Raw genomic sequence first — 15,027 nt, 5'->3', positions numbered from 1 at the left:
GCTGATCTGCTGGTGGCCTTGCTTGCCTTGAAAAAATATCCCTTCCGAAATGAAATCCTACAGTTCGGAAGGGAGACCAATAGGGTCAACAGTACAAGGAGGATATGAATGTAGTGCATGACTCAACAAAAAGCCGAAGTATTAAAATAAAAATGTAAATCAGGCGTTTTCCAGATTGGGCTAATACCTTCTGAGTATTTATTGTTTTGACTAAGCAAAAAGTTTTATACAACTCACATTAAAAATTTCGCCATCAACTACATTCAAAGGGCATGAGTGATTCGACATCTTTGCCATTTAAGCCAATCCCCCTAAGCGGTGGGGCAACCAGTAAATGCTGGACGTATGCGAATTTGCTTACTGGAGTAAGTTCACCGGGAGGCACCCGGGGTTTGAGGGGAAGACTGAAGGAACAGGTATAACGTCGAACTTTGTGCAAAAGCTATCTACATTGCTGCATGACCCTGACCAGTTCTGTCCGAGCTGGTCTTTTTTTGGCAAAAAAAAGCCCCCTGGAGAGAGGGCAACACATGCTATGGACGGATGTTTCTGAGTGTGCTCATGCGGGTCATGAGACAGTTCCATGGGATTCCCTAGTGTAGGTAGGAGCCTTGCAGGGAGTTATAAATATGGTACGTGGTTCTGATTTAACAAGCGGAAGCGGTAACACCAGGATGATTCTCAATACATAAAAGCAAACGTCCTGATATAGGGTCATATGCTTGATTAAAGCCTTAACTCTGAGGCTCTAACACCGTCTCTCTTCTGGACTGTAAGCATAGAGAATTCTTAGCCTCGAAATCGAGAGGCTCTTTAAACACCGAGGAATAAGCATGACAGTAATTCTTACAGCAAAACAGATTGAGGACCTGGCAGCCTTCGCCAAAGAAGACGGTCAGCCACAATACACAATCACTACTGTGACAATCCCGGAGTTCGAAGCGGATGATGGCGAGATTATCCCTGAATATACTGGACTGATTGCATACTCCGACTCACTGGAACATGGTGTATTGCAACTCGACGGCTAGCCATTACAAAGCCCATCTGATGGTGGGCTTGATAATGGATATCCCCTCTGGCGGATAAATCGAAAATATACCCTTCAGGGGATAAAACACAGCCTCGCTCACGCGGGGCTTTTTTATTGGAGCCAACAATATGCCTGCAGCTATCCCTCGTGCCTGCCGTAAGCGTGGATGCTCTGGCACTACCACTGACCGTTCCGGCTACTGCGAGGCGCACCGTAACGAAGGATGGCAGCAGCATCAGCGCGGCCTGAGCCGCCACCAGCGTGGCTACGGCAGTAAGTGGGATATCATTCGCGTCCGCATCCTTAAGCGTGATCGACACATCTGCCAGCAGTGCCTGCGCAACGGCAGGCCACGCCCTGCGGAAACGGTCGACCACATCATTCCGAAAGCTCACGGCGGCACAGACGAAGACAGCAATCTCGAATCGCTGTGCTGGCCATGCCATAAACGCAAGACCGCGACGGAGAGAACCCGATGAGCTATACGCGTTGCACCTACTGCGGCTCGACGCTGCACACCGTAGCGAATTGCCCAAAGACATGGGGTGGCTCAGCCCGCCGTGCGAACCTGCGCTGCGGTTACTGCGGTCAGTCAGGCCATAACTCCAGCGCCTGTCCGCACAATGCCAGTAGCGCGCGGCGACGCAACCTCAGTGATGACTTCCATCTCGACTGATGTAATGCAAAATGATTTCAAATGTAATCATCTTGATATGAATGATAGCAATTCTCACTACCGGGGGAGGGCGGGTCAAAAGTTCAGGCACCTGCCTGCTGAGGACCGCCGCCTAACTTTTTTTCACACCGCCGCAGGTTAGAAAACTTTTTTATGGGGATCCCCACCATCGATTAATAGGAGTTTTCGATTATGCCAGGACCACCGAAAACCCCGACACATCTGGCTTTGGTGAAGGGGAACCCATCAAAACGAGCTGTCAACAAAGACGAGCCTAAACCCGCTTCTGGGGTACCCCCAGTTCCGAAGCATTTCGACAAGATGGGGAAGTACTGGTTTAAGCGAATTGGCGAAGAGCTTGATGCTGTCGGGGTGATGACCACTCTGGACGGTAAAGCACTTGAACTGCTGATCGAGGCTTACACAGAGTACCGGAATCACTGCGAGACGTTAGAGCGGGAAGGTTACACCTACGCCGTCTACAGCGAGGATGAGCCGGACGAAGGGAAAGAGCGGGAAATCAGGATGATTAAGCCGCACCCGGCGGCAGTGATGAAAGCCGATGCGTGGAAGCGCATCAGGGCAATGCTCGCTGAATTCGGCATGACCCCGGCCAGCCGGTCCAAGGTTGGCGCTAAAGGCCCGGCTGAGGCCGATCCACTGGATGAATTTCTTAAAAAGCGCAAATGATGAATGGCAACGGTTTCGGAAGGTATTCAGTACGCCGAGCGCGTGCTGTCTGGCGAGATTGTTGCTGGCGAACTGGTGCGCCTGGCGTGCCAGCGATTTCTTAATGATTTAGAGCATGGGCCTGGGCGCGGCATCTACTTCAGTGAGGAACGCGCCCAGCACATCCTCGATTTTTATAATTTCGTCCCACACGTTAAAGGGGCGCTGGCAGGCAAGCCGATCACGCTGATGGCCTGGCACGTTTTTATCCTGATCAACATTTTTGGTTTCGTCGTTCCGCTGATTGATGAGATGACAGGCCTGGCTGTGATCGATGATGACGGTGACACGGTCATGGTACGCCGCTTCCGTACGGCTTATGACGAGGTGGCGCGTAAAAACGCCAAATCCACGCTTTCGTCTGGCATTGGGTTGTACATGACCGGTGCCGACGGCGAGGGAGGCGCTGAGGTTTACTCAGCCGCCACGACCCGCGACCAGGCGCGGATTGTTTTTGATGATGCCAAGAACATGATCAAGAAAGCCCCCCGCACGCTGGGCCGTCTTTTTGGTCACGTTAAGCTCAACATTCACCAGGAGCGTTCGGCCTCTAAGTTTGAACCGCTCTCCAGCGATGCCAATAACCTCGACGGCCTGAATATACATTGCGGCATTGTTGACGAGCTGCACGCTCACCGTACCCGTGATGTCTGGGACGTTCTGGAAACAGCTACCGGTGCGCGCCTTCAGTCCCTGCTTTTCGCAATAACGACGGCGGGTACCAATAAAGAGGGCATCTGTTACGAGCAGCGGGATTACGCCATCAAGGTGCTGCGCGGCGTGGTGGAGGATGACACCTATTTTGCCCTGATTTATACCCTCGACGAAGGCGACGATCCCTTTGACGAGGCCAACTGGCCGAAAGCTAACCCCGGCCTCGGTATCTGTAAGCGCTGGGACGACATGCGCCGCCTTGCCAAAAAGGCAAAGGAGCAGGTCGCGGCGCGGCCGAACTTCTTTACCAAGCACCTGAACATCTGGGTAACTGCCGAGAGCGCCTGGATGGACATGGACCGTTGGGCAAAAATGCCGGGCATTGCTTCGGAAGCTGAGCGTAAGGCGTGGCCACTGTGGGTGGGGGTCGACCTCGCCAACAAAATCGATATTTGTGCAGCGGTGAAAGCCTGGCGCGATCCTGCAGGTGAAACTCATATGCAGCCACGCTTCTGGATCCCGGAAGGGCGACTGGAAACAGCGCCAGCCCATATTGCAGAACTTTACAGGAAGTGGGCCGACGCCGGATATCTCGAGCTGACTGACGGGGACGTTATCGATCACGGCATGATTAAAGCCGACATTGTGGAGTGGGTGAAGGGCGAGAACATAAAGGAGATTGCTTTCGACCCCTGGAGCGCGGTGCAGTTCAGCCTGTCACTTGCGGAGGAAGGCTTGCCGCTGGTGGAAGTCGCACAGACGGTCAAAAACCTTTCTGAGTCCATGAAATCAGTGCAGGCGGAGATTTACGGCAACAAGTTCCACCATGACGACAACCCTGTAATGCGGTGGATGATGTCAAACGTCACGGTTAAGCCGGACAAAAACGACAACATCTTCCCGAACAAGTCCACACCTGAAAACAAAATTGACGGACCGGTTGCACTGTTTACGGCTAAAAGCCGGATGCTGGTCAATGGTGGTAATGATGCTCAGGATCTGAGCGGCTTCTTTGAAAATCCAATCATGGTAGGTTTCTGATGAAGAAAAGTAAGCAGCCGGGCAAGGTAAAAAGTGCCCTGCTCAACTGGCTGGGCGTGCCCATCAGCCTGACTACCGGAACGTTCTGGCAGGAGTGGTACGGCACGAGCAGCAGCGGCAAGGTTGTCACGGCAGATCGGGCGATCCAGCTTTCGGCCGTCTGGGCCTGCGTCCGGCTTCTGAGCGAGTCGGTGTCCACGCTGCCGGTTAAGATTTACACCCGACAGGCTGATGGCTCGCGCAAGCTGGCGCAGAACCATCCGGTATACCAGGTGCTTTGTCGCCGTCCCAATCTGGAAATGACGCCGTCGCGCTTTATGTTGATGGTGGTGGCCAGCATCTGCCTGCGCGGTAATGCCTTTGTCGAGAAGCTGTTTATCGGCAATAAGCTGGTGTCGCTGGTGCCACTGCTGCCCCAGAACATGGTGGTGAAGCGGCTTGATACCGGGCGGCTGGAATACACGTACACCGAGGATGGCAGGCAGCGCGTAATTCCCGAAAAGAATCTGATGCACATCCGTGGGTTCGGCCTCGATGGTGTTTGCGGCATGATGCCACTGAGTTCCGGCCGGGATGTAATTGGTGCGGCGATGGCGGTAGAAGAGTCGGCAGCAAAAATTTTTGAAAACGGGCTTCAGAGTTCCGGCTTTCTCTCTGCTGATATGGCTCTGGATGATGATCAGCGTGATCGGCTTCGTCAGTACATGGCTAAGTTCACCAGTTCCCGGAACGCCGGGAAAATCATGGTGCTTGAGGGCGGACTGAAATATCAGAACGTCACCATGAACCCGGAAGCGGCGCAGATGCTGGAAAGTCGCTCTTTTGGCATTGAGGAAATCTGCCGCTGGTTCCGCGTGCCGCCGTTTATGGTCGGGCATACCTCGAAGCAAAGCAGCTGGGCATCTAGCCTGGAGGGGATGAATCTCCAGTTCCTGACCCACACGCTGCGCCCGCTGCTGGTGAATATTGAACAGGAGATTTCCCGCTGTCTGCTGAATGGTGAAGAGGAACTCTTTGCCGAGTTCTCGGTAGAAGGCTTGCTGCGCGCCGACAGTGCTGGCCGGGCAGCGTACTATACCAGTGCGCTGCAGAACGGCTGGATGTCCCGTAACGACGTGCGTCGCCTGGAGAACATGCCACCGATTGAGGGCGGCGATCTTTATACGGTACAGCTCAACCTGACGCCGCTTGAAGACCTGAAGCAAAACAGCCAGGCAGCACAGGCTTTCGCGCTGCGTCAGGTCCATAACCACGTATTCCCCGATATCCCCTTCGAACAGTCCCCGCTGAAACAGGCGGCTTAGGAGCATCCATGACAATTAAAAGCCTTCCGGCGGCGCCGGAGGGGCGACCTTTTGCGCGCGAAAAACCTGACCTGCCGGCAGCGGCAATGGAGCGCTGGAACGGCGGCATCCGCGCCGCCCGGGACGGTGACAACAGCATTTCTATCTTCGACGTGATCGGCGCGGACTACTGGGGCGACGGGGTGACGGCCAGCCGCATTGCCGGAGCGCTTCGCTCCCTTAATGGCGCTGACGTGACGGTTAACATCAACAGCCCCGGCGGCGACATGTTCGAGGGGCTTGCGATTTATAACCTGCTGCGCGAGTACGAAGGCAGGGTCACTGTGAAGGTGCTGGGCCTGGCAGCGTCGGCGGCGTCGGTCATCGCGATGGCCGGTGACGACGTGCAGATCGGGCGCGGTGCATTCCTGATGATCCACAACTGTTGGGTCTATGCCATGGGTAACCGTCACGACCTGGCGCAGATCGCTGCTGATATGGCGCCGTTTGATAACGCCATGAGCGATATCTATCAGGCGCGCAGTGGCCTCGATGCCACTACGGTCAACAGGATGATGGACGGCGAAACTTATATCGGCGGCAGCGAAGCGGTGGAGAAAGGTTTTGCTGACAGCCTGCTTTCTGCCGACGAAATCGCGGACGACGACGAAAGCCCAGCTGCAGCGCTGCGTAAGCTCGATGCGTTGCTGGCGAAAGCAAACACCCCCCGCTCTGAGCGGAGAAAACTTCTTAAAGCCTTATCAGGGAGCACGCCGGGCGCTGCTGTCACCCCTGACGGTACGCCGAGCGCTGCCACCATCGAAAACGAAACAATAGACCGACTGGAAGCCGCACTCAGCGGCCTGAAAGCGGCTGCCCAGTAAAAACGGAGATGTTATGTCTGATGTAAATGAGATCCTGAAAAAAGTTAGCGCCAGCATTGAAGAGGCGACCGGCAAATTTAATGCCAAGGCAGAAGAAGCGCTGAAAGAAGCAAAGAAAAACGGCGAGCTGTCAGCGGAAACCAAAGACACCGTCGACAAAATGGCAGTGGAATTTAATGCCCTGAAAGATGCTGAAAAAACGCTTAAGGCGGCGCTCGGCGAACTTGAGCAGCAGGTTGCTCAGATGCCGCTGGCCAACGCTGCAAAGGTGATCGAGACCGTTGGTCAGACCGTCATCAGCAGCGAAGCACTGAAAGCATTCGCGGCAAGCGTGGAAGGCGGTAAGCGCGTCAGCGTGCCTGTGAACGCCGCGTTGATTTCCACGGATGTCGCCACTGGCGTGGTTGAACCGCAGCGCCTGCCGGGTATCGACACCGCACCGAAACAGCGTCTTTTCATCCGCGATCTGATTGCTCCGGGCCGCACCTCGGCGCCAGCCATCTTCTGGGTGCAGCAGACCGGATTCACCAATGCGGCGAAAGTCGTGCCGGAAGGTACTGCCAAACCGTACAGCGATATCCAGTTCGCCACGCAGATCACTCCGGTCACCACCATCGCGCACATGTTCAAGGCGTCCAAACAGATCCTGGATGACTTCGCGCAGCTGCAGTCCACTATCGACGCCGAGATGCGTTACGGTCTGAAGTATGTAGAAGAGCAGGAAATTCTCTTCGGCGATGGTACCGGCGCGCACCTGAAAGGCATCGTACCGCAGGCCTCGGCGTATGACGCTGCGTTCACCGTTGAACAGCAGAACGGCATCGACGATCTGCGCCTCGCAATGCTGCAGGCGCAGCTGGCGCGCTTCCCGGCTTCCGGCCACGTCCTGCACTTCATCGACTGGGCGAAGATTGAACTCACCAAGGACACGCTGGGCCGCTATATCCTGGCGAACCCGGCGGCCCTGACCGGGCCAACCCTGTGGGGCCTGCCGGTGGTTGCGACCGAAGCCGCAGCATTCCAGGGCAAGTTCCTGACCGGAGCATTCAACGCCGCGGCCCAGCTGTTCGACCGTGAAGATGCCAATGTGGTGATCTCCACTGAGAACGCCGACGACTTCGAGAAAAACATGATCTCGATTCGTTGCGAAGAGCGCCTGGCGCTGGCGGTGAAACGGCCGGAAGCGTTTATTTACGGAGCCTTCACTGCGCCTGCTGCAGGTGGCGGTGCGTAATCCTTAACGGCGGCCTGCGGGCCGCTTTTCTTTTCCTTTAAGGAGACAGCCATGAAGCTGATCGCTATCAAGCCCATTTACTTTGAAGGCAGCGTGCTTACTGAAGGCACCGAGTTCGAGACGCTGGAGCAGCATGGTCGCGAGCTGGTGGCACGCGGTTATGCCGCAGAACCCGGCGCCAAAAAACCGGGACCGGATAAAGACCCCGATCCAAAAGGAAAAGGCAAAGGTAAGTAAGGGGCGCGCATGCTGACTAAAGAGCAGGTTAAGACGCACTGTCGCATCGATGCCGAAAACACTGCAGAAGATGCCTGGATTGAAACCAGCATAAAAGCCGCGGTGCGGTATGTGCAGAGATGGACCCGCCGCCGGATTTATGAAAAGGCTGATGACCCGCTTTATATGGCCGATCCCGACGCGTTGCTTTATGGCGAAGATATCGAAATTGCTATGTTAATGCTTATCGCACACTGGTACGCAAACCGGGAGGCGGTAATCACTAATGGCACTTCATCCGCTGTTGACCTGGCGGTTGAGTCGCTACTTCAGCCATATCGGATTTATGGGGTATAGGTGGCGGAATGGCTTGTCGGGGTTGCGCTGCTCGACGAGAGTGGCTGAAAAAATGGATGGAGATTGCCTATGAACGAGCAACAGGTAAACGAACTGCTGAAAGCGCTGGAGCTACAGACAAAAGCGCAGAAAGACCAGACCGCTGCGATAAACCGCCTGGCGGAATCCAGTGAAGCCCTGGCTGCCGTGATTTACCAGTCGATGGTCTCTGATGAGGACGACGACGGGTTACCACCGCAGACCTATCTGAGCGGTAAACCCAGGGGTTAAACATGCAGGCAGGCAAACTGAACAAGCGTGTGAAGCTGCAGAAGCCTGTGAAAACGCAGAGTCCGGCCACCGGCGCGGTGGTTAATGGCTGGGCTGATGTTGCTGAACTCTGGGCTAACGTTACAGACCTTTCCGCGCGCGATTTTGTGGCCGCACAGGCGGGGCAAAATGAGATCACGACCCGGATCACCATCCGCTGGCGTGAAGATGTCACCGATAAACACCGTATTCTTTACCGCGGACGAGTCTACGACATTCAGGGTGTGCTGGAAGACGATAAAAGTGGTCTGGAATATTTAACGCTTCCATGCTCCCGGGGGGTTAACGATGGCTGATGGCATTGATGTTCAGATCACCGGCATTGAGTCGCTGAAGCAGAAACTCAACGAGGTGAATGACGACCTGAAGCGAAAGGGCGGGCGCGCTGCGCTGCGCAAAGCAGGCAACGTTATTGTGAACCAGATTAAGGCGAATGCACTGCGTCTGGACGATCCGAAAACGGCGCGCAGTATTGCAGATAATGCGGCGCAGCGCTGGAACGGGAGGCTGTTTAAGCAAACCGGCAACCTCGGCTTTCGGATTGGCATTCTGCAGGGGGCAAAGCTCAAAAAAGATCCCAGCCTGGCCGCAGATGCACCCACCCCGCACTGGCGTCTGCTGGAGTTTGGTACGGAAAAAATGACACCGAAACCCCTTGTTCGCGCAGCGGCAACATCCCGCACCCAAGAGGTGATCGCCACGTTCGCCACCGAGTATGAAAAAAGCATTGACCGGGCGTTGCGACGAGCGCGCCGAAAAGGAGGCGGATCGTGATTGCTCCCCTGTTTTCTGTGTGCGCGGCCAGTCCGGCAGTGCGGGCGCTGATTGGCGATTCGCCCGTGCGGCTTTACCCGTTCGGACAGCAGGACAATAGCGTGATTTATCCCTATGTCGTCTGGCAGAACGTAAACGGCGCACCTGAGAACTATTTCGGCCAGCGCCCGGATGCAGATACCTGGTCACTTCAGGTTGATGCCTGGGCGGATACCCCGGATGAGGTGATTGCTGTGGCCGCCGCGCTGCGTGATGCCATTGAACCCCACGCACATATAACCCGCTGGGGCGGGCAGGAACGAGACCCCGAAACAAAGCGCTATCGCTATTCCTTCGATGTTGACTGGATAGTGAAGCGATAACCCCTCAATACACCGGCCCGGCGCCGGTTTTTTTATGCACGGAGAAAACCATGTCTGTACTGACTCAAGGCACTCAGTTTTTTGTGCTCGCCCAGGGCGCGGTAAGTGAAATCGAATGCATCACCAGTTTTTCACCGGGCGGCAACCCGGCGGATCAGATTGAAGACACCTGTCTTTCTGAGCGAAACAGCCGCACCTATAAGGTCGGTCTGCGTACGCCCGGCCAGGCGACGGTGGGTCTGAACGCTGACCCGGAAAACGCCAGCCACATTATGCTGCACAACCTGGCGAACTCGGACGACCACGAAGAACTGACGTTTGCGGTGGGCTGGTCTGACGGCACTGCATCTCCGACGGCAGCCGCCCAGGGCGCAGCAGGTTCAGTGGATGGCCTGACGCTACCGGAAAGCCGCACCTGGTTTATTTTTCGCGGCTATGTCTCTGACTTCCCGTTTGACTTCTCCGCCAATACGGTGGTGACCACTTCAGCAACCATTCAGCGTTCAGGCGGATCGGTCTGGGTACCTAAGGCGGGTGATTAATGAAACTGACTCTCGATGCACTTAAACAGGCCGGGGCATTCACCGGCCGCCCGGTAGAAAAGCAGATCACCTGGCGCCAGGGCGAGGAGGAGTTCAGCGCTACTGTCTTTGTTCGCCCACTGGGCTATCACTCGGCGATGACGGATGTGATGGCGGCAAACGGGCGCGTGGATGGCGTGGCAGGACGGATCGCCGCGTCCGTCTGCGATGAGAACGGGAAACCGGTATTCACCCCGGCGGACATTACCGGCGAGGCAGACCCGGAACGCGGTGCGCTGGATGGTGCGCTCACTATCGCTCTGCTGTTAGCCATCCAGGAGGTTAACGATCTGGGAAAGATGAACTCAACGCCGACGATGAATTCTGGTGCGAACTCGTCCTGAATGGTATAGGCGGGCATACCATCGCCCAGGCTCAGGAAGTTCTCAGTTTCCGGGAATTTCAGATATGGGTGAAATACCGTGAGCGTTACGGGAGCCTCAATCCGATGCTTCGCACGGAATGGGCTGGCGGGATGATCTCCAGCACTATCGCCAACGTGAACCGTGGTAAAGACGCACCGCCTTTCAGCGTCACTGATTTCACCCTTCACTTTACCAAAACAACGGCCACCACAGACCCCGTCACGCTTGATGAGGCTAAGCGGACCTGGTCTTAAACACTCACGGAGACGGTATGGCAGCCAGATCACTTGGAACCCTGACTATTGACCTGATTGCCAATATCGGGGGCTTCGCGGCGGGCCTTAACCGGGCGGAGCGGCAGTCTCAAAAATGGCGCCGTCAGGTACAGGAGGATGTCCGTCTTGCCGGTGCCGCACTGGGGTCGATGGCAACCATCGCGGCCGCAGCAGCGGTATCTGCAGGCGTGGCAGGTATCAACCTGTTAAAAACCACATCAAAGCAGATCGCTGAAACTGACAGGCTCGCCAAATCCCTGCGTATGTCCACACAGGACTTACTGGCCTGGCAGTTCGCCTCTCAGAAAGCTGGCGTGTCAGGCGAACAAATGGCCGACATCTTCAAGGATATCGGCGACAAGATTGGTGATGCGGTTCTTAACCAGTCGGGTGAGGCCGTCGATGCGCTGAATGCTCTCGGCCTGTCAGCGAAGAAGTTGTCCACGGAAACGCCCGACCGACAACTGCTGGCAATCGCCGGGGCGCTGGAAAAGGTAGGTACTAACGCCGAAAAGATCACCATACTCGAAAGCCTGGGCAACGACCTCTCAAAACTGTTGCCGCTTTTCGATAACAACAGCCAGAAGCTTCAGCAGTTTCTTAAGCTGTCACGGCAATACGGCGTAGCGCCGGATCCCCAGTCCATTGATGATCTGGTCAAAGTAAACTCACTTTTTGAGGATATGGAGACCCAGGCGCAGGGATTAAAACTCGAAATAGCAACAGGTCTGGCGCGTGTGGACCTTTCACCCTTACAGGCCGGACTGAGTGATTTGCGGGCAGTATTTACCGATCCTAAAGTCCTTCAGGGCCTGGCAGATATGGTAGGAGGAATTGCTTCCCTTGTCGGCTGGCTGGGCAAAGCCGCGTCTTCGCTGGGTAGCCTTATTGATAATTATCAGGGCGGGCAAAAATTATCCGCGAACGCCTCGTTGTTTGAAGTTGAACGGCGGATCAGAAACCTTGAAGCCGATCTGAATGACGAAGGTTTCCTGGCGGGTGTTAATCGCCTCGGCATGGATACGGAAGGGAAGCAGAAGGAGCTGAGCGAACTACTGGCGCAGCGTACGCGCCTAAAGTCGATTGCTGCAGCGGCGCCTGTTATTTCCTCCGCAACATCTCCTGTTACCGCCTCGGGTAATTACACCCTCGCACCAGGCGAGTCCAACGGAAAAGTGACCCCTGACACGGGTGCCAAAAAGCTGGAAAGCGCCTTCAAATCCATGGAGCTGGGCTACCTGCGCCAGATTGCACTGTTCGACACCACCGGCCAGAAAACAGCAGAGGTGACCGAGCAGCAGAAACTTCAGTTTGATCTGGCGGAGGGAAAGCTTACCGATATTAACGACGCCCAAAAAGTCCGGCTGCAGCAGCTGGCTCAGGAAGTGGACCGTCTGAATCAGCTTAAAAAAGCCAATGAAGAAAACGCGAAAGTGGCGGCGTTCATCGCAGGCCTGCAGGCGCAGAACGATAATGCCCGCGCGGATTTGAGCGTGGATATTCAGGGGGCCGGAATCGGCAATAAACAGCGTGAACGGCTCAGGGAACGACTGGGTATCGAGCGAGACTATCTCGACCAGCAGCGGGAGCTTCAAAAGCAGTATCAGGCTGGTGATATCAGCCTGACGGTTTATGACCGGGAAACGCAGGCTTTAAAGGATGCGCAGGCTGAAAGGCTGGAAATCCAGGAGGATTACTACAAACAAATTGATGCGCTACAGGCTGACTGGATAACCGGTGCGCGGGACGGCCTTGCCGACTGGGTTGATGATTCCACGAACTATGCAGCGCTGGCGGCCGACGCCATGCAAAGCGCGCTATCAGGTATCAGCAGCAACATTGTTGACATGCTCAACGGCAACAAAGCGAGCTGGAAAGACTGGGGCATCAGTGTCATGAAAGTCATTGAACAGGTAATGGTGAACATGATGATCGCCAACGCGGCCAGCTCCATCGGTTCGCTGTTTGGCGGCGCTGCCTCGTCTTCCGCAGGCAGCGGCACTGCGCTTCAGTCATACGGGGCAAATCTGCAGTTCAACGCCAAAGGTGGTGTTTACTCTTCAGCAGATCTCAGCCAGTACAGTAATTCTGTCGTGAGTTCCCCCACAATGTTTGCGTTTGCCAAAGGTGCCGGACTGATGGGGGAGGCTGGGCCGGAAGCCATCATGCCGCTTACCCGCGCAGCCGATGGTTCCCTGGGCGTACGTGCTGTCGGAAATGGCGGCATTACGCCGGGCCGCGGTGGCGCGCCGCAGGTCAATATCCATATTGATGGCAACGGCAACACCCAGACGCAGGCGAGCGGGGGTTATGAGCAGTTCGGGCGTGAAGTGGGCAACTTTGTCGATCGGCGTTACCGCGAGCTGATTAGCCGTGATATGTCCCCGGGTGGCGCGCTCTGGAATCTGGCAAAAGGAGGTCGCTGATGGCTCTTGAAACGTTCAGCTGGTGTCCACGAATCAATGCGGAACAGGAGGTAAATTTTCGCCGTCGTACCGCGCAGTTTGGTGACGGGTACCAGCAGGTGTCCGGGGACGGGATTAATCCCCGGTCGCAAAAGTGGAATCTTCAGTTCACCGGTACCGAAGCGTACATCGCGGCGATTAAAGCCTTTCTCGATCGCCATCAGGGTGTGAAGGCATTTCAGTGGCACCCGCCACTTGAGCCAGTGGGGTTATATCGTTGCAACACCTACACTCCGACTTCGCTGGGCGCCGGACTCTTCAACCTTTCCGCAACTTTTGAGCAGGCTTATAAACCATGAGCTTAAACAGTGATTACCAGAAACTTGAGCCGGGCAATGAGGTACGGCTTTTTTCTGTAGATGGCACGGCGTTCGGCACCGGAGAAGTGCTGCGTTTCCACAGCTACAACGTTCCGCATACAGAAGCAGAGATTGTGACCGCTGGTGGTGATGAATCGAAACTACCCGCCAAAAGCATCTGGTGGCAGGGGCAGGAATACAAAGCATGGCCGTGCCAGATTGACGGGGTCGAAGCGTCAACCAGCGGCAGCAGCGCACAACCGAAATTATCGGTAGCTAACCTCGACGGTTCAATCACCGCACTATGCCTGGCGTATGACGACCTGCTTCAGGCTAAAGTGACGATTCACGACACACTGGCGCAGTACCTTGATGCACGTAATTTCGCCGATGGAAACCCGGCGGCTGACGCCACGCAGGAAAAGCTGCAGGTCTGGTATATCGACGCAAAAACGTCTGAAACAAACGAAGTGGTGGAGTTCGTGTTATCCAGCCCGATGGATCTGCAGGGCCTGATGATACCGACACGCCAGCTCCATTCTCTTTGCACCTGGTGCATTCGTAATAAATACCGTACTGGGGATGGTTGCGATTACGCCGGGGCCCGCTATTTCGATAAAAACAACAATCCGGTCAGTGATCCTTCTCTGGACGAATGCAACGGCACTCTTTCTGCCTGCAAACTTCGGTTCGGTGAAAATAACGAACTCTCATTCGGCGGTTTCCCGGGCACATCATTGATCAGGAGTTAACATGCGTAAAAAGACTGTCACGGCCATCATGGCGCACGCTGCGGAAGAATATCCGCGCGAGTGCTGCGGCGTGGTAGCGCAGAAGAGCAGGGTAGAGCGATATTTTCCCTGCCGTAATCTGGCCACGGCTCCAGAGGACAATTTTGTCCTTTGCCCGGAAGACTACGCCACCGCCGAAGAATGGGCACCCGTGACCGCCATCGTTCACAGCCACCCCGATGCAACCACCCAGCCTAGCGAAATGGATAAGGCACAGTGTGATCTCAACGGGCTACCCTGGCACATCGTCAGCTGGCCGGAAGGTGACTTACGTACCATCTTACCGCGGGGAGAGATCCCCCTCATAGAGCGGCCTTTCGTCCTGGGCGTGTACGATTGCTGGGGGCTGGTGATGAGCTATTTCAGGCAGACGCACGGCATCGAGCTGCATGACTACAGGGTGAATTATCCCTGGTGGGAGGACGAGTACCCGGATAATTTCTACCAGGAATGCTGGTATGAATGCGGGTTCCGCGAGTTCGACGGCGCGCCGCAGCCTGGTGATATGGTAATCATGCAGGTTCAGGCCAATAAGTGGAATCACGCGGGTATTCTGCTGGAAGGCAATATGCTTCTGCACCATCTATACGGACACCTGAGCCAGCGCGTGCCATACGGCGGCTACTGGCAAGACAGGACGATGAAGGTTCTACGCTATAAATCTCTATGCTAACCTTTTGCTCAACTTAACAAGAGGAT

Annotated in this window: 21 protein-coding genes; all 21 read left to right on the top strand. The window is 55.5% G+C overall.

What is annotated here, in order from left to right; translation table 11 throughout:
- Nucleotides 1-833 precede the first annotated feature (833 nt).
- The 21 genes from ACP4QI_RS16785 to ACP4QI_RS16685 all read left to right on the top strand — a co-directional run bounded on the left by ACP4QI_RS16785 (nt 834) and on the right by ACP4QI_RS16685 (nt 15,001).
- Nucleotides 834-1,031: a hypothetical protein gene (locus ACP4QI_RS16785; RefSeq protein WP_426495609.1), complete on the top strand. Its 198-nt coding sequence runs from the start codon at nt 834-836 to the stop codon at nt 1,029-1,031.
- Nucleotides 1,032-1,161: 130 nt separating this feature from the next.
- Complete coding sequence (locus ACP4QI_RS16780) at nt 1,162-1,512, top strand: HNH endonuclease (RefSeq protein ID WP_117385358.1); 351 nt, start codon at nt 1,162-1,164, stop codon at nt 1,510-1,512.
- Nucleotides 1,509-1,709, top strand: coding sequence for a hypothetical protein (locus tag ACP4QI_RS16775; RefSeq protein ID WP_032617619.1), 201 nt, complete (start codon nt 1,509-1,511; stop codon nt 1,707-1,709). The genes ACP4QI_RS16780 and ACP4QI_RS16775 overlap by 4 nt, the downstream gene beginning before the upstream one ends.
- A 192-nt stretch (nt 1,710-1,901) precedes the next feature.
- Nucleotides 1,902-2,399 carry a phage terminase small subunit P27 family gene (locus ACP4QI_RS16770; protein ID WP_113456686.1) on the top strand — a complete coding sequence of 166 codons (498 nt, stop codon included), beginning with the start codon at nt 1,902-1,904 and terminating at the stop codon, nt 2,397-2,399.
- Between the two features lie 3 nt (nt 2,400-2,402).
- Nucleotides 2,403-4,133 (top strand): terminase large subunit, encoded by a 1,731-nt coding sequence (locus ACP4QI_RS16765; RefSeq protein ID WP_117385360.1) that lies wholly within the window; start codon nt 2,403-2,405, stop codon nt 4,131-4,133.
- The gene (locus ACP4QI_RS16760; RefSeq protein WP_200142290.1) at nt 4,133-5,437 is read left to right on the top strand and encodes a phage portal protein; all 1,305 of its coding nucleotides are present in this window, start codon (nt 4,133-4,135) and stop codon (nt 5,435-5,437) included. Before ACP4QI_RS16765 ends, ACP4QI_RS16760 begins: the two co-directional genes overlap by 1 nt.
- 8 nt (nt 5,438-5,445) lie before the next feature.
- Complete coding sequence (locus ACP4QI_RS16755; protein WP_103826534.1) at nt 5,446-6,300, top strand: head maturation protease, ClpP-related; 855 nt, start codon at nt 5,446-5,448, stop codon at nt 6,298-6,300.
- A gap of 13 nt (nt 6,301-6,313) precedes the next feature.
- Nucleotides 6,314-7,534, top strand: coding sequence for a phage major capsid protein (locus tag ACP4QI_RS16750; protein ID WP_063160065.1), 1,221 nt, complete (start codon nt 6,314-6,316; stop codon nt 7,532-7,534).
- Between the two features lie 51 nt (nt 7,535-7,585).
- Entirely contained in the window at nt 7,586-7,771 is a 186-nt protein-coding gene (locus ACP4QI_RS16745; protein WP_426495608.1) for a DUF7210 family protein, read from the top strand.
- Nucleotides 7,772-7,780: 9 nt separating this feature from the next.
- A complete protein-coding gene (locus ACP4QI_RS16740) occupies nt 7,781-8,107 on the top strand; it encodes a head-tail connector protein (protein ID WP_426495607.1) in 327 nt (108 codons plus the stop codon).
- A 69-nt stretch (nt 8,108-8,176) separates the two neighbouring features.
- A complete protein-coding gene (locus ACP4QI_RS16735; RefSeq protein ID WP_426495606.1) occupies nt 8,177-8,377 on the top strand; it encodes a hypothetical protein in 201 nt (66 codons plus the stop codon).
- A gap of 2 nt (nt 8,378-8,379) precedes the next feature.
- Nucleotides 8,380-8,712 carry a phage head closure protein gene (locus ACP4QI_RS16730; protein WP_336657755.1) on the top strand — a complete coding sequence of 111 codons (333 nt, stop codon included), beginning with the start codon at nt 8,380-8,382 and terminating at the stop codon, nt 8,710-8,712.
- Entirely contained in the window at nt 8,705-9,190 is a 486-nt protein-coding gene (locus ACP4QI_RS16725; RefSeq protein WP_336657754.1) for an HK97-gp10 family putative phage morphogenesis protein, read from the top strand. Before ACP4QI_RS16730 ends, ACP4QI_RS16725 begins: the two co-directional genes overlap by 8 nt.
- The gene (locus ACP4QI_RS16720) at nt 9,187-9,552 is read left to right on the top strand and encodes a DUF3168 domain-containing protein (protein ID WP_336657753.1); all 366 of its coding nucleotides are present in this window, start codon (nt 9,187-9,189) and stop codon (nt 9,550-9,552) included. Before ACP4QI_RS16725 ends, ACP4QI_RS16720 begins: the two co-directional genes overlap by 4 nt.
- A 50-nt stretch (nt 9,553-9,602) precedes the next feature.
- Nucleotides 9,603-10,094, top strand: a complete 492-nt coding sequence (locus ACP4QI_RS16715; RefSeq protein WP_204231717.1) for a phage tail tube protein — start codon at nt 9,603-9,605, stop codon at nt 10,092-10,094.
- Nucleotides 10,094-10,477 carry a phage tail assembly chaperone family protein, TAC gene (locus ACP4QI_RS16710; protein WP_426495605.1) on the top strand — a complete coding sequence of 128 codons (384 nt, stop codon included), beginning with the start codon at nt 10,094-10,096 and terminating at the stop codon, nt 10,475-10,477. Before ACP4QI_RS16715 ends, ACP4QI_RS16710 begins: the two co-directional genes overlap by 1 nt.
- A 104-nt stretch (nt 10,478-10,581) precedes the next feature.
- A complete protein-coding gene (locus ACP4QI_RS16705; protein ID WP_325940919.1) occupies nt 10,582-10,752 on the top strand; it encodes a hypothetical protein in 171 nt (56 codons plus the stop codon).
- A gap of 17 nt (nt 10,753-10,769) precedes the next feature.
- Nucleotides 10,770-13,199: a phage tail tape measure protein gene (locus ACP4QI_RS16700; RefSeq protein WP_426495604.1), complete on the top strand. Its 2,430-nt coding sequence runs from the start codon at nt 10,770-10,772 to the stop codon at nt 13,197-13,199.
- The gene (locus tag ACP4QI_RS16695) at nt 13,199-13,537 is read left to right on the top strand and encodes a phage tail protein (protein WP_426495603.1); all 339 of its coding nucleotides are present in this window, start codon (nt 13,199-13,201) and stop codon (nt 13,535-13,537) included. Before ACP4QI_RS16700 ends, ACP4QI_RS16695 begins: the two co-directional genes overlap by 1 nt.
- Nucleotides 13,534-14,289: a phage minor tail protein L gene (locus ACP4QI_RS16690; RefSeq protein ID WP_426495602.1), complete on the top strand. Its 756-nt coding sequence runs from the start codon at nt 13,534-13,536 to the stop codon at nt 14,287-14,289. The genes ACP4QI_RS16695 and ACP4QI_RS16690 overlap by 4 nt, the downstream gene beginning before the upstream one ends.
- A 1-nt stretch (nt 14,290) precedes the next feature.
- Nucleotides 14,291-15,001, top strand: coding sequence for a C40 family peptidase (locus ACP4QI_RS16685; RefSeq protein ID WP_426495601.1), 711 nt, complete (start codon nt 14,291-14,293; stop codon nt 14,999-15,001).
- Nucleotides 15,002-15,027 lie beyond the last annotated feature (26 nt).

Origin of the sequence: Leclercia sp. TB492, assembly GCF_049974505.2 — a bacterium.
Taxonomy (GTDB): domain Bacteria; phylum Pseudomonadota; class Gammaproteobacteria; order Enterobacterales; family Enterobacteriaceae; genus Enterobacter; species Enterobacter adecarboxylatus_C.
Note: the sequence above shows the minus strand (reverse complement) of the source record. Positions and strands in the feature narration are given on the sequence as shown.